General features: G+C 62.7%; 15 protein-coding genes. 9 read left to right on the forward strand and 6 right to left on the reverse strand.

Annotated features, from left to right (window positions below; all coding sequences use genetic code 11):
- Positions 1 to 101 precede the first annotated feature (101 nt).
- The gene (locus X773_RS47785; RefSeq protein ID WP_023675440.1) at positions 102 to 995 is read left to right on the forward strand and encodes a LysR family transcriptional regulator; all 894 of its coding nucleotides are present in this window, start codon (positions 102 to 104) and stop codon (positions 993 to 995) included.
- Positions 996 to 1,269: 274 nt separating this feature from the next.
- Here X773_RS47785 and X773_RS47790 read toward each other — a convergent pair whose 3' ends face one another.
- The 4 genes from X773_RS47790 to X773_RS47805 are packed head-to-tail and all read right to left on the reverse strand — an operon-like array spanning position 1,270 to position 5,118.
- On the reverse strand, positions 1,270 to 1,515 hold the full coding sequence (locus X773_RS47790) for a MoaD/ThiS family protein (protein ID WP_023675441.1): 246 nt from the start codon (positions 1,513 to 1,515) through the stop codon (positions 1,270 to 1,272).
- The gene (locus tag X773_RS47795; protein ID WP_023675442.1) at positions 1,515 to 3,779 is read right to left on the reverse strand and encodes a xanthine dehydrogenase family protein molybdopterin-binding subunit; all 2,265 of its coding nucleotides are present in this window, start codon (positions 3,777 to 3,779) and stop codon (positions 1,515 to 1,517) included. The genes X773_RS47790 and X773_RS47795 overlap by 1 nt, the downstream gene beginning before the upstream one ends.
- Positions 3,780 to 3,781: 2 nt before the next feature.
- The gene (locus tag X773_RS47800; RefSeq protein ID WP_023675443.1) at positions 3,782 to 4,258 is read right to left on the reverse strand and encodes a (2Fe-2S)-binding protein; all 477 of its coding nucleotides are present in this window, start codon (positions 4,256 to 4,258) and stop codon (positions 3,782 to 3,784) included.
- Positions 4,258 to 5,118 carry a xanthine dehydrogenase family protein subunit M gene (locus X773_RS47805; protein ID WP_023675444.1) on the reverse strand — a complete coding sequence of 287 codons (861 nt, stop codon included), beginning with the start codon at positions 5,116 to 5,118 and terminating at the stop codon, positions 4,258 to 4,260. The genes X773_RS47800 and X773_RS47805 overlap by 1 nt, the downstream gene beginning before the upstream one ends.
- 327 nt (positions 5,119 to 5,445) lie before the next feature.
- On the opposite strand from X773_RS47805, the gene X773_RS47810 reads away from it, so the two are divergent.
- Complete coding sequence (locus X773_RS47810; protein ID WP_023675446.1) at positions 5,446 to 7,746, forward strand: hypothetical protein; 2,301 nt, start codon at positions 5,446 to 5,448, stop codon at positions 7,744 to 7,746.
- Between the two features lie 220 nt (positions 7,747 to 7,966).
- Here the strand turns inward: X773_RS47810 and X773_RS47815 are convergent, their stop codons facing one another.
- Together X773_RS47815 and X773_RS47820 are read right to left on the reverse strand one after the other, a co-directional pair.
- Positions 7,967 to 9,610 (reverse strand): MFS transporter, encoded by a 1,644-nt coding sequence (locus tag X773_RS47815; RefSeq protein ID WP_023675447.1) that lies wholly within the window; start codon positions 9,608 to 9,610, stop codon positions 7,967 to 7,969.
- Positions 9,611 to 9,847: 237 nt separating this feature from the next.
- Complete coding sequence (locus X773_RS47820; protein ID WP_023675449.1) at positions 9,848 to 10,879, reverse strand: histone deacetylase family protein; 1,032 nt, start codon at positions 10,877 to 10,879, stop codon at positions 9,848 to 9,850.
- Positions 10,880 to 11,020: 141 nt separating this feature from the next.
- On the opposite strand from X773_RS47820, the gene X773_RS47825 reads away from it, so the two are divergent.
- The 7 genes from X773_RS47825 to X773_RS47855 all read left to right on the forward strand — a co-directional run bounded on the left by X773_RS47825 (position 11,021) and on the right by X773_RS47855 (position 19,179).
- Entirely contained in the window at positions 11,021 to 12,688 is a 1,668-nt protein-coding gene (locus tag X773_RS47825; RefSeq protein WP_023675450.1) for an amidohydrolase, read from the forward strand.
- A 138-nt stretch (positions 12,689 to 12,826) separates the two neighbouring features.
- A complete protein-coding gene (locus X773_RS47830) occupies positions 12,827 to 13,921 on the forward strand; it encodes an ABC transporter ATP-binding protein (RefSeq protein WP_023675451.1) in 1,095 nt (364 codons plus the stop codon).
- Positions 13,921 to 14,850 (forward strand): ABC transporter permease, encoded by a 930-nt coding sequence (locus X773_RS47835; protein ID WP_023675452.1) that lies wholly within the window; start codon positions 13,921 to 13,923, stop codon positions 14,848 to 14,850. Before X773_RS47830 ends, X773_RS47835 begins: the two co-directional genes overlap by 1 nt.
- Complete coding sequence (locus X773_RS47840; RefSeq protein ID WP_023675453.1) at positions 14,843 to 15,655, forward strand: ABC transporter permease; 813 nt, start codon at positions 14,843 to 14,845, stop codon at positions 15,653 to 15,655. Before X773_RS47835 ends, X773_RS47840 begins: the two co-directional genes overlap by 8 nt.
- Positions 15,656 to 15,682: 27 nt before the next feature.
- On the forward strand, positions 15,683 to 16,711 hold the full coding sequence (locus X773_RS47845) for an extracellular solute-binding protein (protein ID WP_023675454.1): 1,029 nt from the start codon (positions 15,683 to 15,685) through the stop codon (positions 16,709 to 16,711).
- Positions 16,712 to 16,773: 62 nt separating this feature from the next.
- Complete coding sequence (locus tag X773_RS47850; protein WP_023675455.1) at positions 16,774 to 17,970, forward strand: serine hydrolase; 1,197 nt, start codon at positions 16,774 to 16,776, stop codon at positions 17,968 to 17,970.
- A 27-nt stretch (positions 17,971 to 17,997) separates the two neighbouring features.
- Positions 17,998 to 19,179 carry a serine hydrolase gene (locus X773_RS47855; RefSeq protein ID WP_023675456.1) on the forward strand — a complete coding sequence of 394 codons (1,182 nt, stop codon included), beginning with the start codon at positions 17,998 to 18,000 and terminating at the stop codon, positions 19,177 to 19,179.
- Positions 19,180 to 19,240 lie beyond the last annotated feature (61 nt).

The raw sequence follows: 19,240 nt of genomic DNA on the forward strand, positions 1-19,240 counted from the left end.
CACCATGCTGGAAGATATTGCAGAGGAACCCATTCTATTAGACTGAGTAATTCGCATGGACTTATCTGCTTATGATATAAATGTCCGACGGGAGGTGCCCTATGCAGCGCGATGGCATGAAGGATTTGCTCTGGTTCGTGGCGGTCGCCCGGGAGCGCAGCTTCACCAAGGCGGCGGCCAAGCTCGGAACCTCGCAGTCGACCCTGAGCTCGACAATCAAGGAGCTTGAAGCTCGTCTTGGCGTCCGCCTGCTGACGCGTACGACGCGGAGCGTCGCTCCGACCGAGGCCGGCGAGCGACTTTTCCAATCTCTTGTTCCCCGCTTCGAGGAAATCGAAGCGGACCTCGCAAGCCTGGTGGCCTTTCGCGACAAGCCCTCCGGAACGGTCCGTATCACGCTTTCCGACCATGCGCTCCAGACGACCGTCTGGCCGAAGCTGCAGCCCTTGCTCAGCGACTATCCTGACGTGTGCGTCGAACTCTACAGCGACAACGGCATGAAGAACATTGTGGAGGAGCGCTTCGACGCAGGCGTGCGGCTTGGTGAGAGCATCGACAGGGATATGATCGCAGTGCGCATCGGGCCGGATTGGAGGCTCGTGGCCGTGGCTTCGCCGGAGTACTTTTCCCGCCATCCGGTTCCGACCGCACCGCAGGATCTGGTCGATCATGACTGCATTAATATGCGGCAGGCGACGTTCGGCGGATTATATGCCTGGGAATTCGCCAGGGATGGCCGCGACCTTCGTGTGCGGGTGGAAGGCCAACTCACCTTCAATTCGTCCATTCCCATGATCGAGGCTGCGATAAGCGGTTTCGGGATCGCCTATGTCCCGGAAAACCTCGTCAGCCACCACATCGCCAAGGGATGCCTTAGGCTCGTGCTTGACGACTGGAGTCCGCCATTTGCGGGCTATCACCTCTACTACCCGAGCAGGCGACAGCTCTCGCCTGCGATGGCGGTGATCATTGAGACGCTCCGCCATCGCATCTGACTCCCAAGACTGTGCCTATGAATCATGAAGCTGACATTGGTAAATGGTAGGTTCTGACCCAAGCCATTTGACTTCTACGCTGCGGGCGGCTGCTTTCGCCTCAAAGCAGACGTGTAGCTCGCTCGCCTCTATGCCTGTGATTGACACAGAAGCAGTCATCGAAAAGGAGCCAAACTCGCAGGCTGAACTGGCCAAGAATTCTCGTGGATAGCCGAGGTTTTTCTCGAGCCTAGGCCATGTCTTGGTCGTCAATGGGTAGGACAGGGTTGTTCAGTTATCCCCCGGCAAGGCGCGGCAGCAGGAAAATCTCCGCCCCTTCCGGCAGTTCCTTCGACCAGGTGTCGCGATAGATCGTCCCGTCGATGGCGACGGCGATGCCGCGATCGATGTAGGGCTCGAGGCCGGGATACTGTTCAGCCAGTTTCCTGAACAGCTCCCTTATGTCCTTCGCCTCGATTTCGACCTTGCTCTTGCCTCCGGCGATCGCGCCGAGCGACCCCCAGAGCGTTACTTCGACCATCAGCCTCCCCGTTCCGCCTCGATCGCCGCCAGGATGCGCGGCGGCGACATCGGGATATGCGTCATCCGCACGCCCGCGGCGTTCGAGACCGCATTGGCGATCGCCGCCAGCGGCGGCACGATAGAGGTCTCGCCGACGCCGCGCACCCCGTAAGGATGGTTAGGATTGGGGATTTCGAGGATCTGCGTGTCGATCATCGGCAGGTCCGAGCAGACCGGGATCCGGTAATCGAGGAAGCCAGGGTTCTGCAGCCGCCCGTCCTTGCCGTAGATATACTCCTCGTTGAGCGCCCAGCCGATGCCTTGTGCGGCACCCCCCTGGTATTGCCCCTCGACATAGGTCGGATGCACCGCCTTGCCGGCGTCCTGAACGACGGTGTAGCGCAGCACCCTGGTCGAGCCTGTCTCGGGATCCACCTCGATATCGCAGATATGGGTGGCGAAGGAGACGCCGGCGCCGTCGGCGACGAGCTCACTGTGGCCTGCGATCGGTCCCCCCGTCTTCCCTGACGCGGCTGCGATCTCCTTCAGCGACAATGCTGCAAGGTTGTCGTATTTCTCGCCCTTGGCAATCGCGTGACCTTTTTCCCAGACCACGTCGTCGACGGGAATGTCCCACATCTGTGCGGCGCGTTCCCGCAACACCTTGATAGCGTTGCGAGCGGCGGAGATCGTCGCCATCGAAGACGAGAAGGTGCCGCGGCTGCCGTCCGTCATATCGTTGTAGCCGAGGCTGGAGGTATCGGCGACCACCGCCTTGATTTGCTCATAGGGGATACCGAGCTCCTCCGCCGCCACCAGCGACAGCGACGCGCGCGAACCACCCACGTCCACGGTTCCGACGGCAAGGGAGACCGAGCCGTCCATGCCGATGTTGAGGTCGGTGCAGGTCTGGCCACCGAAATTGAACCAGAAGCCGCAGGCCATTCCGCGGCCCTGGTTCTTGCCGAGCGGCGCCTTCATGTGCGGATGATTCTTCACCGCCTCCAGCGTCGGCCCGATGCCGATCGGGCCGTATACCGGTCCATAGGACGATCTGGTGCCTTCCTGCGCCGCGTTCCTGATCCGGAACTCGACGGGGTCCATGCCGATCTCCTTGGCCAGCTCGTCGACCGCACTTTCCACCGCAAACGCCGCCATCGGAGCCGACGGCGCGCGATAGGCCGCGGTCTTGGGCCGGTTGACAAGCACTTCGTAGCCGACCGTCCTGACGTTCTCGAGCTTGTAGCAGGCAAAGGCCGTCATGGCGCCGATCTCGGCCCACGTGCCGGCATAGGGGCCGCAGCTATAGCGCAGCGTCGCCTCGGCCGCCGTGATCGTGCCGTCCTTGCGGGCGCCGATCCGAACATCGATCGAGGTGGCGCTGGTCGGGCCGGAGGCGCGGAACACCTCGTCGCGCGTCATGACCAGCTTGACCGGCCGCCCGGCCTTGCGTGACAGCGCCAGTGCCACCGGCTCGGCCCAGACATGGGTCTTGCCGCCGAAACCGCCGCCGATCTCCGAGGAGGTGACGCGCAGCTTCGAGGCTTCCATGCCAAGCAGCTGGGCGCAGTGTTGGCGGTAGACAAAATGGCCTTGCGTACAGACCCAGAGGTCGGCGGTGCCGTCGGAGCTGACATTGGCCACGCAGGCATGCGGCTCGATATAGCCCTGGTGCGTCTGCTCGGTCTTGAAGGAGCGTTCGACGACGAAATCGGCCTGGCCGAAACCTTCATGGATGTCGCCATGGCCGTACTGGGTGCGCTTGGTGACGTTTGAAGGCTTGACGGGCTTTTGCTCGAGGCCCTCGGTGAAGATGGCGTCGTTGATCAGGGGTGCGGAGTGCTTCATCGCCTCGTCGACGTCGGTGACATGCGGCAGCACCTCGTAGTCGACCTCGATCAGCTTCAGTGCCTGCCTCGCCGTGCGGGCATCGACCGCAGCCACCGCGGCCACGGCATGGCCGTCATAGAGCGCTTTCTTGCGCGCCATGCAGTTGTCGAGGATGTCGTACATGGCGGCATCGCCGTCGGTGAGGTCGGGCAGGTCGGCCGCGGTGATCACGGCCTTGACGCCGGCGAGCTTCTCCGCCTTCGACGTGTCGATCTTCCTGATCGTGGCATGTGCATGGGGGCTTCTGAGAACGCGCCCGACCAGTTGCCCGGCCATGTTGAAGTCGGCGCCATAGCGTGCGCGGCCCGTCACCTTGTCGACGCCGTCGGGACGGATGGGACGCGTGCCGACAGAGGTGAAATTGCGTCCGGAGTAACGCGGATCGAAATTCATCGTCATGCTCCCTTCATCACGCTGGCGGCGTCCTGAACGGCACGCACGATCTTGTCATAGCCGGTGCAGCGGCAGAGGTTCCCGGCGAGGCCGAAGCGGATCTCCTCCTCGGTCGGATCGGGATTCTTGGCCAAAAGGTCCTTGGCAGCCATGAGGAAGCCCGGCGTGCAGACGCCGCATTGGAGTGCGGCGTGTTCCAGAAATTTCTGCTGCAGCGGATGCAGCCTGTCGCCATGCGCCATGCCCTCGATGGTCTCGACGTGCCGGCCCTCGGCCTCCGCGCCGAGCACCAGGCACGAGCACACCAGCCGATCGTCGAGGATGATGCTGCAGGCCCCACAGTCGCCGGTGCCGCAGCCTTCCTTGGCGCCCGTCAGCCCCAGGCGATCGCGCAGGACATCAAGCAGCGTCTCGTCCGGCTGGCAAAGAAACTCGACATTGTCGCCGTTGATTGTCGTTGATACTGCCACACCAGCCATCATTTGCCTCCTGCGCGTGCATAGGCGGTCGTGGCGGCCCGCTTGGCCAGCACACCCGCGACTTTCCGTCTGAATTCGATAGTGCCGCGCTTGTCGTCGATCGGGCGGCAGGCGCCCGAGCAGACCTTGGCGAGCCTCTCCAGCGTGGCTTCGTCCAGCTTGGAGCCGATGAGAACCTCGGCGGCCTCCTCGACCAGAATCACCGTCGGCGCCACGGCGCCCAACGCCAGACGGGCGGATTTGACGCGACCTTGCTCATCGAGCGTCAAGTTCACGCCGGCGCTTACCACCGCGATGTCCATCTCCGTGCGCGGAATGAAACGCAGATAGGCATCGCCCGAACGCGGCAGACGGCTGTCGAGCAGGATTGCCTCGACGATCTCGCCCTTGGCCAGCGACGTCTTGCCCGGCCCAGTCGGCACCGCTTCCACGGCAATCGTGCGCCTGGTTCCCGGGCCGACGACCACAGCCTTGGCGCCAGCGGCCACCAGCGCCGGCACGCTGTCGGCGGCCGGCGAGGCGTTGCACAGATTGCCGACGATGGTGCAGCGTCCCTGCACCTGCTTCGAGCCGATCAGCTTGGCCGCTTCGACGACGCCGGGCCATGCCTTCTGCAGGGCCGTGTTCTCGCCCAGCACGGCGCAGGGGACCGCGGCGCCGATGCTGAAGCCCTCGGCTGTTTCCCTGATCTCGCCAAGCCCGTCGATCGCCTTGATGTCGACGATCAGGTCGGGTTCGATAAAGCCGCCTTTCATTCGCACCAAGAGGTCGCTGCCTCCGGCGAGGATGGCGGCCGTGCCGGCTGAACCGGCCAACAGGCCGGCGGCGTCTTCAATTGAAAGCGGACGTATGTAACGCATCGTCTCCCCTTAGTGGTCATAGTCACACCAACTGATATAACCGTCTCTCCACAATGGCCATCCTGTTCGTGCATTCGCGGATTGGGCCAGGCGCCGCAATTTCATTTGCTCGCCCAATTGGACGCGCCGCCAGCCACTAATGCTCGATCGGTCCCTTCGGCATGACCAGCGCGGTGCCGGCTGTCGTCGGGCGCTCGATCATGCGACGGACGCGAGCGCAGTCCAGCACCGCGCCGACCGATCCGTAAGTCATCCGTAAGTGCGCTCCCTCTATGTCCTGTTTCGAACCAGGCGACATGTCTGCGCCGTACAGAGAGGGAAACGAACATGAGCACGCTCCTTGCACCAATTGTGATTGGCCCCGTATCGGTCTTGAGTACCTCGGTCCGTATCGATGGGCCGCTTCCCGGCTCGAGCATTTCCCTCCTGGTAAATGGCGTACCCGTCCCTGCGGTAAATGCCGGCGCCACAACCAGTACCTTTGTGCCGGTCGCCGCAGGCTCCCTCAACGTGGGGGATGCATTGACCGCACGTTGGACGCTCGGCGCCGAAACCAGTGATCCAAGCCCGGTCCCGATCGTCGTGCTCGGGTATCCCTCGACGCTAAGCGCATTGGTGTATTTGAGTCAGGTGCACGAGTGCGTCGACTGGGTGCTGATAGGCGCAGCCTATCCTGGCGCCACGGTCGAGATTTTCAACGGCGGCGCATTGATTGGCAGCGATACTGCACGCGGAAATGTCGTACCAGTGCGCATTCGCGGGGCGATCCAGGCTAACGATGTGCTTAGCGCAGTGCAGTCCGTTCAGACGCCTGCCGGACAGGTGAAGAGCAGTCAGACCCCGAGCTTGCCCGCCGAACAGACGCCGTATCGGGAAAATACCATGCCGGCACCAGCAGTCGGCCCGGTTCCTGGGTGCGCGCAAGCAGTACCCGTCAGGGGGTTGGCTCAAGGCGCCACCACGAAGGTCCACTTCAATGGCGACGTGCTGGAATATCCTTTCGTCGGTGCCAACCTCCTGGCGCTGCTTGGCCGTGCCGCGCACAATCCGGATGTCTTCAGCGCCACGCAGCACTTCGAGCGCTGCAATGCATCAAGTCCGTCATCTGCCCCTCCGGTGATCGTCGACGAAACCTTGCCGGTTAGAAAGCCCGTAATCGACGCCTCACAGTACTCCTGCCCGGCAGCCCGTGCTTTGCCTATCTCCAATCTCGAGCCCGGCGCGACATTGACGATCCAACTTGTCGATCCGACTTCGGGTGCAGCTACCGTGCTCGGGAGAATCGGAGTCGGCGAGGATGTGAGTTCCGGCCAATACTGGATTCCCGACGTGTCGGCCCTGATCCCGGCCTCGCCACCGTTTCCATCGCTCGTCGTCATCCAGGAGCTATGCGGCAAGACAGCCACATCGGATAAGTTGCTAGTGGTAGGGTCTTACCAGGGCAGCGTATTTCCGCCGACCGTCATGGAGCCTGCATTTGAATGTGCAAGCGGCGCTTTCGTCAACAGCGTCGACAACGCGGTCGTACGTTTGTACTCGGATGCGCCAGATTCTCCTGTAATCAGCAAGCCCGTATTCAGTTTTGGCGGCCTCGTCTGGGTCGAGACATTTCGGCCGTTGCGCGCCGGCGAGCACATTCACGCCGAGCTGGAGCTTACTTGTCAGCCCCTCGCACTTCGGGTCGGGGGCCCGATCAAAGTGTCCGACCTGACCCCACTCAAGACCCCGGATATTCAACAGCCCGTCCGGGTCTTCCAGCGGTTAATTTACGTATCAGGCGTGATTCCCGGGGCGCGCGTGCATGTATTCGTGAACGGGAAGTGGCGCGCCAGCGATACGCCACTTGGTTGGACGACGCTCTTCTTCGGGATTTACGTGGGCAAGCTCAAGGTAGAAGACCAAATTACGGTGATGCAGACATTGTGCACGAAGATGTCTCCGCTCACCAGAGTTCCCGTCAATGTCACCCTCGGGGAAATGCTGCTCTCCGCGGCTCCCCCGTCCCTGATAGCGGGCCAGCCGGCGACGATAACCATCAAAGCAGTCGACGCCGATAACAAGTCCCAATCGGTTGGAGGGACCATATCGCAAGGGGGCGCGGTGGTCGGGGCCACCAACACAGCGTTCACGCTATCTCCGCCGACCGGCCAAGCATCGGTCAGCTTGCAAGTTGCAGCCGTTGGCTACAAGACCGAGACCATCAGTATTCCCCTTACTGCGGCGCCGGTCGTCAAGCCGGCGATGCTGACGATAGCAACGGGTCTCTGGTTCAACGCCACTAAGAAAGAAATCACTGAAATCACCTGGCACCTGCAGGGGCCATCCGGCAGCTTTTCAAAGACCGAAAAGCCGAACGCAGAGCCGGCGTTGGTTCAGTTCGCGTTGCCCAAGCCGGCCGGCGGCGGGTTCACGCCGTTCACTCTCAGCTGCGAGGTCACATTCCAGTTCCAGGATTTCAATTTCATCTCAGGCGTATCTGGGACGAGGTCGAGTGACTTTATCGAGGGAGGCCTCATAAAGCCGTCTCCATCAACCGTCGAGATGTATTGGAGCGGTACCGACCTGACGATCAACTTCCTGGTAAAGTGGATACAGCAGGGCGATTATTTCGTCATAGAGCTCATGTAGTCGAATCGCCAGCGGAAGGGCGTCAGGGTGGCTGGAGCGGTTCATCGTTTCACGGAAACGGCGAACCGCTCTGTCTCTTCCGGACGGAAAACCGTTTCACACTTTTCCTGGAATTGCGCTGGAGCGGGATGCGTTCAAATTGAACGGTGCATCCCGCTTTATCTATTTGTTTTAACCGCATTTCTGCGACGTCAAGTGATTCCCTTGGCTGCAAAATGCTTTAATGCTCGATCGGTCCCTTCGGCATGACCAGCGCCGTGCCTGCTGTCGTCGGGCGCTCGATCATGCGACGGACGCGAGGTGGCTCGTTGCCGCTGTGCAGCGCCCTTATGCGCTCGCCGATGACCGCGTCGGCGTAGGTGGCGCGCCGATTGTGGCGGATATATTCGACCCAGGTCGGCGTGTGGTAGTGCTCGATCCATATCGAGGGATTTTCGAGATCGCGCGCCAATGTCCAGTTGCGGGCGCCGTCACGGCGGCGAACGCGGCCGCGCTCGGCCATGGTGGCGAGGAATTCCGGTACGTCCTCGTTGCGGATGACATATTCGATCATGATGGCGATGGGACCGCTGCGCGGCTTGAGATCAAGCGCCAGATGCGGCTCCTGAAAACGGTTGAGCGGGTCGAGGTTGAGCACCGCCTGCTGCGGCAGCGGCAGCAGCAGGCCGATGGCGCCTCCCGCCAGCATGGCGACACTGGCCGCCATCAGGGCGACTTCGGCGCCATGCGCGTCGGCGACGACGCCCCAGACCCAGCTGCCGAGCGCGATGCCGCCGAAGGTCGCGGTCTGGTAGACCGAAAGCACGCGGCCGACCACCCAGCGCGGCGTCGACATCTGGACGGTGACGTTGAAGTGCGAAAGCGCGGTCACCCAGCAGGCGCCGCCGAGCAGCAGGCCGAGCGAGGTCTGCCAGGCATTCTCGCTGAGCGCGGCATTGAAGGCGCAGAGCGCGAAGCCGGCGAATGCCATGCGCACCATGGTTTCGCTGGACAGCAGCTGCCGCAGCCTGACGCTGATCAGCGCGCCGCCGACGGCGCCGATGCCGAAGGCGCCGAGCATGATGCCGTAGCTCAAGGCATCACCCTTGACGACGTCACGCGCGACCAGCGGCAGCAGCGCCAGGACCGCGCCGGCGCTGAAGCCGAAAGCCGAGCTCCTGACCAGCACCTTGCCGATATTGGGCGACATGGCGACGTAGCGCAGGCCGGCGCCCATGGCGGCGCCCAGCGTCTCGCGCGGCAAGGTCGATGCCGGCAGTTCCGGCTTCCAGCGGGCCAGCACGACGATGAGGCCGACATAGCTCAGCGTGTTGGCGGCGAAGGCGGCGGCAGCGCCTGCCGCGGCAACGATGATGCCACCGATCGCCGGGCCGACGCTGCGCGTCAGGTTGAAGCCCATCGAGTTGAGCGCGATCGCCGCCGGCACCTTGGTGCGAGGCACCATGTCGCCGACCGAAGCCTGCCAGGACGGGCTGTTGAGCGCGGTGCCGCTGTCGATCAGGAAGGTGAAGGCGAGCAGCGTCCACGGCGTCATCAGGTCGAGATAGGTGAAGACGGTCAGAAGAGCCGAGACGACGAGCATGAAGATCTGGGCGATCAGCATGATTTTGCGCCGGTTGAAGCTGTCGGCGATGGCGCCGGCCAGCAGCGCGAAGAGCATGATCGGCAAGGTGGTCGAGGCCTGGACCAATGCCACCTGGTAGGACGAGGTGGCGATCGTCGTCATCATCCAGGCGGCGCCAACGCCCTGGATGAGGCCACCGAAATTGGAGACGAGGCTGGCGGACCACACCGCCCGGAAGATGCCGTGCCGGAACGGCGCCAGCGCCGAGGCGCTTTCGCTTTCCGGTGTGTCGTCGTTCATAAATGCTGTCCCGGGCTCAAATGCGTTTGTTCTTCCGATCAATCGGCCCCGCAAGCCGTGGGTTCAAAAAATAGAACATCATTTCGCAAAGGGCGAACGCATTCTGGAAAAACATCATGGTCCAACAACAAGATAGCGGGCAGGTCAGCGCGTGCCGCTGCAGGCTGAACGATCGGTCAGGCAGGCGGTACCGCTTGCCGAGCGCTGCCATGTGATTGGCAGGCACCGGCGGCACTTCTAGCGGTCCTCGAAGCCGGTCAGCACGCCGACGGCGTTGATGCCGATCTCCTCGACGGCGTAGCCGCCTTCCATGACGAACAGCGTCGGCAGGCCGAGCCTGGCGATGCGGCGGCCGATCCGGGGATAGTCGGGGGTCTTCAGCTTGAACTGGCTGATCGGGTCCTTCTCGAAAGTGTCGACGCCGAGTGAAACCACGACGACGTCAGGAGCATAAGCCGAAAGCCTCGTGCAAGCGTCCTCGAGTGAGGCGTTCCACACGTCCCAGCCGGTGCCGAAGGGCATCGGGTAATTGTCGTTGAAGCCTTCGCCGTCGCCCTCGCCGCGTTCGTCGGCATGGCCGAGGAAAAAGGGATATTCGGTCATCGGATCGCCATGCAGGTTCAGCACCTGAACGTCACCGCGGCGATAGAATATCTCCTGGGTGCCGTTGCCGTGGTGATAATCGATGTCGAGGATCGAAACGCGCCCGGCGCCATGGTCGCGGAACCATTGCGCGGCGACGGCGGCGTTGTTGATGAAGCAATAGCCGCCCATGAAGGCCGCCCCTGCATGGTGCCCTGGCGGGCGGCAGAGGGCGAAGGCGGAAGGCTCACCGGCCTTGACCAGCGCCGCGGCGGTCAGCGCGACGTCATAGGACGACTTGATCGCATCCCATGTGCCTTTGACGAACGTCGCGCCACCGTCGAAGGAGTAGAAGCCGAGCAGCGCATCGATGCCTTTCGGGCGCACGTCGCCGCGAAGGCCGCGCGTCGGCCAGGTGAAGGGAATGGCCGAACCGCTGCGGCCCGACGCTTCCCAGAGCGGCCACGCGGTCGGCAGGAAATCGATGTAGTCGCTGGCATGCACCTTCCTGGCGGCGGCAAGGTCGTGGCTTTCCGGCGGCAGGATCGGACCGAGCTTCTCGCTCTCCACCCGCGCCCTGATGAACTCGGCGCGCGAGGGCTTTTCGAAAGCCGGCACGATGGCGCCGGCGATCAATTCGACATTGCCGGAATGGCCGGCATGGAAAGGCGAAAAAACAGTCTTCATGAAATTGTTCCGTGGTGAGACGCGGCGACCCTAACCGTCCTGCACTGCCTTTCACAAGGCGCTGGGCCAACCAGCCATGGCTTGCTGGCCCGGCAGCCGGTCGTCTAGCCTGCCGACAGCGCAACCGAACTGCGGGTAATCATGAGTTCAAATGCCGACCTGATCGTCACCAATGCCCGTGTGCTGACCATGGACGAAGGCAATCCGACGGCCGAGGCGGTGGCGATAAAGGACGGCAACATCATGGCGGTTGGCGATCGCCGGACGATCGAGGCGCTGAAAGGGCCGGCCACGAAGATCATCGATGCGCAAGGCGGTTCGGTGGTGCCGGGCTTCATCGAAGCGCACATGCATCTTTTCGGCGGCGCGGCCGAACTCGACAATCTGCATCTTCAGGGCGTGCATGGCTTCGATGCGCTGAGCGACGCGATCCGCGCCTACGCTGCGGCACGGCCGAACGCCAAATTGCTGCTTGGGGCCGGCGTCGACTACACCATCCTTTCCAAGGAAGAGCCGGTCACCCGCCATCATCTCGACCGCATTATCCCCGACCGGCCGTTCGCCATGTCGGCTTCCGATCACCACACGATGTGGGCCAACACCAAGGCGCTGAAGCTGGCTGGCATCCTGCACGGCAAGCAACTCGGCCCCGGCAACGAGATCGTCATGGGCGCCGACGGCCTCGCGGCCGGCGAATTGCGTGAGGGCGAGGCGTTTGGGCCGATCCTCGAGCTTTCCGGGCAGAACCGCGTGCGGCTCGGCCTTGCGACAGGCGGCGAGCCCGAGCCGTACCCTTCCGCAGCCGAAGTCGCGGCCGATCGCGACCTGATGCATCGCGGGCTGGAATGGTGCGCCCGCCACGGCATCACCTCGATCCAGAACATGGACGGCAATCTCTACCAGCTCGAACTGCTTGCCGGTTTGGAGCAGGAAGGGCGGCTGCTCTGCCGCACCAAGATACCGTTTCATTTCAAAAATTTCATGTCGCTCGACAGGCTGGAAAAGGCATCGAGCATGGCCAGCTCCTACCAATCGGAATGGCTGTCGTCCGGCATGGTCAAGATGTTTTACGACGGCGTGCTGGAAGGCTGGACCGCGGTCATGGTCGACGACTATGCCGACCGGCCGGGCTGGCGCGGCGAGCCGCTGTTCACGCCCGAGCATTTCGCCGAGGTGGCGGTGGAGGCCGACCGGCGCGGCCTGCAGATCGCCGTGCATTCGATCGGCGACGGCGCGGTGCGCGCGGTCCTCGACGGTTACGAGGCGGCGCGACGGAAAAATGGCAAGCGCGACAGCCGTCACCGGGTCGAGCACATCGAGGTCACCACTGCCGCCGACGTGCCGCGCTTCGCCGAACTCGGCGTCATCGCCTCGATGCAGCCGCCGCACCCGCCCGGCGCCATGGACTTCCCGCTGGAGCCGACGCTTTCGCGCATCGGCCGCGAAAGATGGCCGCTCAGCTATGCCTGGCGGACGCTGAAGCAGGCGGGCGCGCATGTCGTCTTCGCTTCCGACTGGCCGGTGTCGCGGATCGAGCCGATCCTGGGCATTCAGGCGGCGATGCTGCGCAAACCTTGGGCAGAGGGCAATCTCGACCAGAGCTTCTCGCTGTTGGAAGCGCTTGCCGGCTATACGGTCGAAGGCGCCTACGCCGAATTCATGGAGCACCGCAAGGGCCGGCTGAAACCCGGTTGTCTGGCCGATCTGGTGGTGCTGTCGGCCGATATTGAGGTAATTCAGCCGGCTTCCCTGCACAAGGTGCATCCGGTCACCACCATCTGCGGCGGCAAGGTCACTTATCAGATTTGATGACGGAGCTGCCGTGGCACGGGGCTTGCGTTCTGAACCGAGATTCAGACGCATGGTTGCCAAGCCGACCGGCATGTGCTGACAATCGAATGGGAACTGCATCCGCCTTTAAGAGCGGACATAACAATGGGGTAGTGCGTGCCGGATCACCCGGGTAAGAGTGCAATCGAGGTACGCGGCGTCCGCAAGGTGTTCGGTACCGGGGACGCACAAGTCGCCGCTCTCGACACGGTTTCGGTATCGATCCGCGAGAACGAGTTCTTCACGCTGCTCGGGCCGTCCGGCTGCGGAAAAACGACGCTGCTGCGGCTGATTGCCGGCTTCGATTTTCCCAGCGAAGGCGAAATCCTGCTCTACGGGCAGGACATCGCGCCGCTGCCGCCGTTCAAGCGGCCGGTCAACACCGTGTTCCAGTCCTATGCGCTGTTCCCGCACATGACGGTGGCCGAGAATATCGGCTTCGGGCTGGAGATGCTGGGCAAGCCGAAAGCCGAAATCAAGGCGCGCGTCGCCGAGATGCTGAAGCTGGTCAAAATGGAGGCGCTGAGTGCCCGCCGCACCAGCCAGATCTCCGGCGGCCAGCAGCAGCGCGTGGCACTGGCCCGCGCGCTGGCGCCGCAGCCAAAAGTGCTGTTGCTCGACGAGCCGTTGTCGGCGCTCGACTACAAGCTGCGCAAGGAGATGCAGATCGAACTGAAACGGCTGCAGCACCAGACCGGCATCACCTTCATCTTCGTCACCCACGACCAGGAGGAAGCGCTGACCATGTCGGACCGCATCGCTGTGATGTCGGCCGGTAAGATCCTGCAGGTCGGCACGCCCTGGGACATCTACGACAAGCCGGCGGAGCGCTTCGTTGCCGACTTCATCGGCGAAACCAATTTCCTGACCGCAGCCATCACCGACATCGGCAACGGCAAGGCTCGCGCGACCCTCAAATCCGGCGCAACGATCGACGCGACCGTGGCTGAAGGCTTCCAGCCGAAGGATAATGCTACCGTGGTGGTCAGGCCGGAACACGCCAAGCTGACCAGCGGCAAGGGCGACCTTTCCGGAACCATCGAAAACATCGTCTATTTCGGTACCGACACGCATATTCATGTCCAACTGGACAGCGGCGAAGCCTTCACCGTGCGCCAGCAGAACACGCGCAGCGCAGGCTGCGGTTTCGAGCGGGGCGACAAGGTCGGCGTCTCGATCGGCAACGACGCCGCGCAAGTGCTGAGGGATTGATGGCGAGCGCGTTTTCCCAAGCTGCATTGTTCGAAGCAGAGGCGGAGAAGGCCAGCGCCAGGCGCCACCGCCTGCTTTCGTTGCCAGCTTTGATAATCATCGGCATTTTCGGCGTGCTGCCGCTTCTCATCATCGTCATCTATTCATTTCTTGCCGCAGCACCCTATGGCGGCGTGCAGTGGCAATTCTCGACCGACGCCTATCTGAACTTCCTGTTCCAGCGCGACATCTTCGACGACACGCTGCAGTTCACGCCGGATTTCCTGATCATCTATCTGCGCTCGTTCGTCTTCGCCGTGGTGACGACGGTCATCTGCCTGCTGCTCGGCTTTCCGACAGCCTATTTCATGGCCACGCGACCGCCGGCGCAGCGCAACTGGTGGGTGCTGCTGATCACCATCCCGTTCTGGTCGAACCTGCTGGTGCGCACTCTTGCCATCATGTTCATCATCCGCGACGAGGGCCTCATCAACAACGCACTGATGGCTCTGGGGGTGATCGAGAAACCGATCACCATGCTCTACACCAACTTCGCCATCCAGCTCGGCCTGTTATACTCGTTCCTGCCGTTCATGGTGCTGCCGCTCTATTCCAGCCTGGAGAAGCTGGATTTCCGGCTGGTCGAGGCCGCCTACGATCTCTATGCGACCCGTCGGCAGGTGCTATGGCGGGTGATCATCCCGCTGTCGCTGCCCGGCATCATCGCCGGCTGCCTGCTTGTGTTCATTCCGGCCCTCGGCGCCTATGTGACGCCGCTGATCCTCGGCGGCGGTATCCACCTGATGATCGGCGATCTCATCGCCCAGCAATTCGGCTCCGGGCGCAACTGGCCGCTCGGCTGCGCGCAGGCGCTGATCCTGATGGCAGCGGTGCTGGTGGCGCTCTACTTCTATGTCCGTAACACGTCGGGGAAGATGAGGCATGGCTGACCCCCGCAGCGCCGATATCAAGGACCAACCGGGCTTCCGCTCGATCGCCATCATCTGCCTCTGCGTGCTCTACGCGCCGATCCTGATCCTGATGATCTTCTCGCTGAACACCGGGTCTCTGGTCACGCGTTGGGAAGGCATCGGGCTCGGTTGGTATGGCAGTGCGCTGCTCAACCAGGAATTCCACAACGCCGCCAAGAACACGCTGATCATCTCTGTCACCGCCACGATCATTTCGACGATCGCCGCGACGCTGGCGGCGATCGGCATGACCCGGGTCAAGCCGTGGCGCGGGCTGTCGGCCGCCTTCATGGTCATCAACCTGCCGCTGATGGTTCCGGAGATCATCACGGCGGTGGCGACGCTCTCGTTCTTTGCGCTGATCGCGGGCACTCTCGGGCTCAATTTCGGCATCGGCAATCTGATCCTCGCCCACACCGTCTTTTGCATTCCTTTCGCCTATATGCCCATCCGGGCGCGTCTCGAGGACATGGATCTGACGCTCGAAGCTGCCGCGGCCGATCTCTATGCCACGCCCTGGCATGCTTTCCGGCGCATAACGCTGCCATTGCTGGTTCCCGGCATCCTGTCGGGTGGGGCGCTCGCCTTCATCGTCTCCTTCGACGATTTCACCATCACGCAGCTGGTCGCCGGCCCCGGGCAGACGACGCTGCCCCTCTACATCTGGAACCAGATCAGGCGGCCGATGACGCCGGAGATCAATGCCATCTCCACCATCCTGCTGCTGGTGTCGATCCTGTTCGTCTCGATATCGTTCCTGATCGCGCGCCGCCGCGCCAAGTGAGTCAATGGGAAGGCAAAGGAGACTGTGATGTCTAGGAAACTGATGGCTGCCGTTTCGACGGCAGCACTTTTATGGGCAGTACCTGCACACGCCGATGGTGAGCTGCACATCTACAATTGGGGTGATTACACCAACCCCAAGCTGATCGAGAAATTCGAAAAACAATACAACGTCAAGGTGACGCTGGACGACTACGATTCCAACGAGACCATGCTGTCGAAGGTGCGCGCCGGCAATTCCGGCTACGACATCGTCGTCCCATCCGACTACACGGTGAAGATCATGATCGATGAGGGCCTGCTCGAAAAGACCGAGCCCAATGCGATGCCGAACGGCAACAACCTCGACCCGCGCTTCGTCGACATCTACTGGGACAAAGGCCGTCACTACACCGTGCCATGGCAGTTCGGCACCACCGCGTTCGAAGTCAACACCGACAAATACAAGGGCGACATCGACACGCTGGCAATCCTGTTCGACCCGCCGGACGAGTTGAAAGGCCAGATCAACATGCTCGACGATGTCAACACCGTGATGCACGCGGCCGAGCGCTATGCCGGCGTGCCGCGTTGCGGCGCCGACAAGGCCAATCTGAAGAAGGTCAACGACATTCTCATGGCCGCCAAGCCGTCATGGAAGACCTTCAGCTACGACACCATCACCAAGATCACCTCGGGCGATGTGATCGTCACGGAGGCGTGGAACGGCGCAACCTATCGTGCGCGCCAGAAAATTCCGGCGATCAAATACGCCTATCCCAAGGAAGGCATCGAAGGCTGGATGGACAATGTGGCCGTGCTGAAAGGCGCGAAGAACCTTGAAAATGCGAAGCTGTTTCAGGATTTCGTCATGGCCCCGGAAAACGCCGCGCTGATTTCGGAATTCGCCGGTTACGACAACGGCATTACCGGGAGCCACAAATTCCTGCCGTCGGACTTCGCCAGCGCGCCGGAAATCAATCCGCCGGCCGGTGCGCCGACTGCGGAATTCGTGCCACCTTGCCCACCGGAAGTGGTCGAGATCTACAACAAGATCTGGACCAATCTGCGCAAATAGGCTCGACGTGGGATCGATCGAAGGGAGGCTTCGGCCTCCCTTCTTTGCGACAAGGGGATTGGATGAAATCTTATCGCAACAGCGAACCGGCGCCGCCGATCATGCAGGGTTCGCCGCCGCGGATGGTGCCGCCGAAGCTCGACTGGGACCGGCCGCCATGGAACCGCTGGGCGTTTCAGCACATCCGCGAATTTCTGCCGACCGTCGAAGTCTGGCGCGGCAATGGCCATCGGCATCGCTTCGAGCGCGCCGAGGTCGATCTCGACGCGCTGCCGGTGAGCGACAGCATGGGGCAGCCGACGACGCTCGCCGGGCTGCTCGACGAGACCTATACCGACGGGTTTCTCGTGCTCAAGGACAGCAAGGTCGCCTATGAGCGCTACTTCAACGGCATGACCGAGCGCACGCTGCATTTGTCGCAGTCAATGGCGAAGTCGGTCACGGGCTCGGTGTTCGGCATACTGGTCGGGCGTGGGCTGATCGATCCGGCATTGCCGGTGACGGCCTATCTGCCGGAGCTGGAAGCGACCGGCTGGGCAGGCGCCAGCGTGCAGCATGTGCTCGACATGACGAGCGGCGTGCGCTTTTCCGAGGAATACACCGACCCCTATTCCGACATCGGCCAGGTCGATGTCGCCACCGGCTGGAAGCCGGTGCCGCCGGGCAGCGATCCGGCCTTCCGCTGGCCATCGCATATGTTCGAACTGATCCTGGGGCTCAAGGAAAAGAGCCGGCCGCACGGCGCTGCCTTCGAATACCGCTCGATCGAGACCGACGTGCTTGCCTTCATCATGGAGCGGGTGAGCGGCAAAAGGCTGGCGCAGCTGATTTCGGAAGAGCTCTGGCAAAAGCTCGGCGCCGATGAAAGCGCCTGCTTCACTGTCGACAGCGCCGGTTATGCGGTCGCCGACGGCGGCTTCAACGCCACGCTGCGCGATTATGGCCGCTTCGGCCAGCTGATCCTCGACAATGGAGGCGGCATCGTGCCGGCCGACTGGATCGAGGCGACGCGCAATGGCAGGCATGGACCGGATTTCAGTCCCAGCCTGCCGGAAGGCAGCTACCGCAACCAGTTCTGGATCGAGGACCCGCGCTCGCGCGCGTTGATGTGCCGGGGCGTGTTCGGGCAGCTGATCCATATCGACTGGGATACGAAAATGGTCGTGGTGAAGCTTTCGAGCTATCCGGATTTCACCAACATCGGCTATTCGGTGGCGACCTTGAAAGCCGTGCATGCCATTGCCGCTGCGCTCGCCTGAACCTCAAAGAAAATCCGCAGGACCACCATGACCGGCAAGACCGCGTTCGAGACCAGATACGGCTTTCGCCGCAATGAGGTTCTGCTCGGCAACTGGCGGGAAAGCCCGTTCAGCCGGTGGTCGTTCCAGAATGTCGGCGAGCTGGTGCCGAGCGCTGCCGTGGCGGCACAGCCGGGCAGCAGCGAGGCGCCGGCGCAGGATTTCGGCGGGCTACTTGGCGAAAAGGTCGCTCTTGCAGGCGGCGCGGAGACGGTCGCGGCGTTTCTCGCGCGCTCCGATACCGACGCGCTGACGATCATGAAACGCGGCAAATTCGTCGGCGACTGGTTCGCGCCGCATATGGAGTTTGGGGCGCGCCACATCGTCTTTTCGATCAGCAAGTCGCTGACCGCCATTGTTGCCGGCACATTGGAAGGCGAGGGGATTTTCGATCCGCAGGCACCGGTAAGCCTCTATCTGCCCGAAGCCGCCGGCTCGGCCTATGGCGATGCGCGTGTGCGGCACGTGCTCGACATGAGTGTCAGCCTCGATTTCGAAGAGGCCTATCTCGATCCGGAAAGCGCCTTCGCCCGCTACCGCCGCGCCATGCTGTGGAATCCAGGCGGGGGCATCGAGAGCCTGGCCACTTTCCTCATGACGCTGCAGGGCCTGGCCGAGCCGCATGGCCGGACTTTCCGCTACCGCTCGCCCAATTCCGACCTGCTCGGCATCCTGCTCGAACGCGCGTCGGGCCGGCGCTTCGCCGATCTGATGCGCGAAAAATTATGGGCGCCGCTCGGCGCCGTCGGCGATGCCTCGGTGACAGTCGACATGGAAGGAACGGCGCGCACCGCCGGCGGCATTTCGGTGACACCGCGCGACCTCGCACGCGTCGGCGAGATGATGCGGCAAGGCGGCACGGCCAATGGCCGCCGCGTCGTGCCGGAAGCCTGGGTGCGCGACACGGCCGAAACTGGCGGTGACGCCGAGGCCTGGCGGCGCGGCACGATGGCGTTCCTGTTTCAGCGTGGCCGCTACCGCAACAAATGGTACCAGACGGGCGCCGCAAGCGGCGCCTTCTGCGGCATCGGCATCCACGGCCAGTGGCTTTACGTCAATCCGAAGGCCGAAATGGTAATCGCAAAAATGTCGTCGCAGCCGGTACCGGTCGACGATCCGCTCGATCTGGATATGACTTCTTTCTTCGAGGCGCTGAGCCGGATGGTCTGATCCATCCAGACAGCCCGACCTTTCCTGTGGACCTCTCGCCGGGTTGAAAATGGCGCAGTTG

The organism is Mesorhizobium sp. LSJC280B00, from assembly GCF_000502835.1.
Classification (GTDB): Bacteria; Pseudomonadota; Alphaproteobacteria; order Rhizobiales; family Rhizobiaceae; genus Mesorhizobium.

Excerpts from the sequence above, each read along its gene's own strand:
- X773_RS47800 (WP_023675443.1), bottom strand. The coding sequence starts at position 4,258 with ATGGCTGGTGTGGCAGTATCAACGACAATCAACGGCGACAATGTCGAG.
- X773_RS47850 (WP_023675455.1), top strand. The coding sequence starts at position 16,774 with ATGAAATCTTATCGCAACAGCGAACCGGCGCCGCCGATCATGCAGGGT.
- X773_RS47795 (WP_023675442.1), bottom strand. The coding sequence starts at position 3,779 with ATGAATTTCGATCCGCGTTACTCCGGACGCAATTTCACCTCTGTCGGC.
- X773_RS47815 (WP_023675447.1), bottom strand. The coding sequence starts at position 9,610 with ATGAACGACGACACACCGGAAAGCGAAAGCGCCTCGGCGCTGGCGCCG.
- X773_RS47790 (WP_023675441.1), bottom strand. The coding sequence starts at position 1,515 with ATGGTCGAAGTAACGCTCTGGGGGTCGCTCGGCGCGATCGCCGGAGGC.
- X773_RS47785 (WP_023675440.1), top strand. The coding sequence starts at position 102 with ATGCAGCGCGATGGCATGAAGGATTTGCTCTGGTTCGTGGCGGTCGCC.
- X773_RS47805 (WP_023675444.1), bottom strand. The coding sequence starts at position 5,118 with ATGCGTTACATACGTCCGCTTTCAATTGAAGACGCCGCCGGCCTGTTG.
- X773_RS47835 (WP_023675452.1), top strand. The coding sequence starts at position 13,921 with ATGGCGAGCGCGTTTTCCCAAGCTGCATTGTTCGAAGCAGAGGCGGAG.
- X773_RS47845 (WP_023675454.1), top strand. The coding sequence starts at position 15,683 with ATGTCTAGGAAACTGATGGCTGCCGTTTCGACGGCAGCACTTTTATGG.
- X773_RS47810 (WP_023675446.1), top strand. The coding sequence starts at position 5,446 with ATGAGCACGCTCCTTGCACCAATTGTGATTGGCCCCGTATCGGTCTTG.
- X773_RS47820 (WP_023675449.1), bottom strand. The coding sequence starts at position 10,879 with ATGAAGACTGTTTTTTCGCCTTTCCATGCCGGCCATTCCGGCAATGTC.
- X773_RS47855 (WP_023675456.1), top strand. The coding sequence starts at position 17,998 with ATGACCGGCAAGACCGCGTTCGAGACCAGATACGGCTTTCGCCGCAAT.
- X773_RS47840 (WP_023675453.1), top strand. The coding sequence starts at position 14,843 with ATGGCTGACCCCCGCAGCGCCGATATCAAGGACCAACCGGGCTTCCGC.
- X773_RS47825 (WP_023675450.1), top strand. The coding sequence starts at position 11,021 with ATGAGTTCAAATGCCGACCTGATCGTCACCAATGCCCGTGTGCTGACC.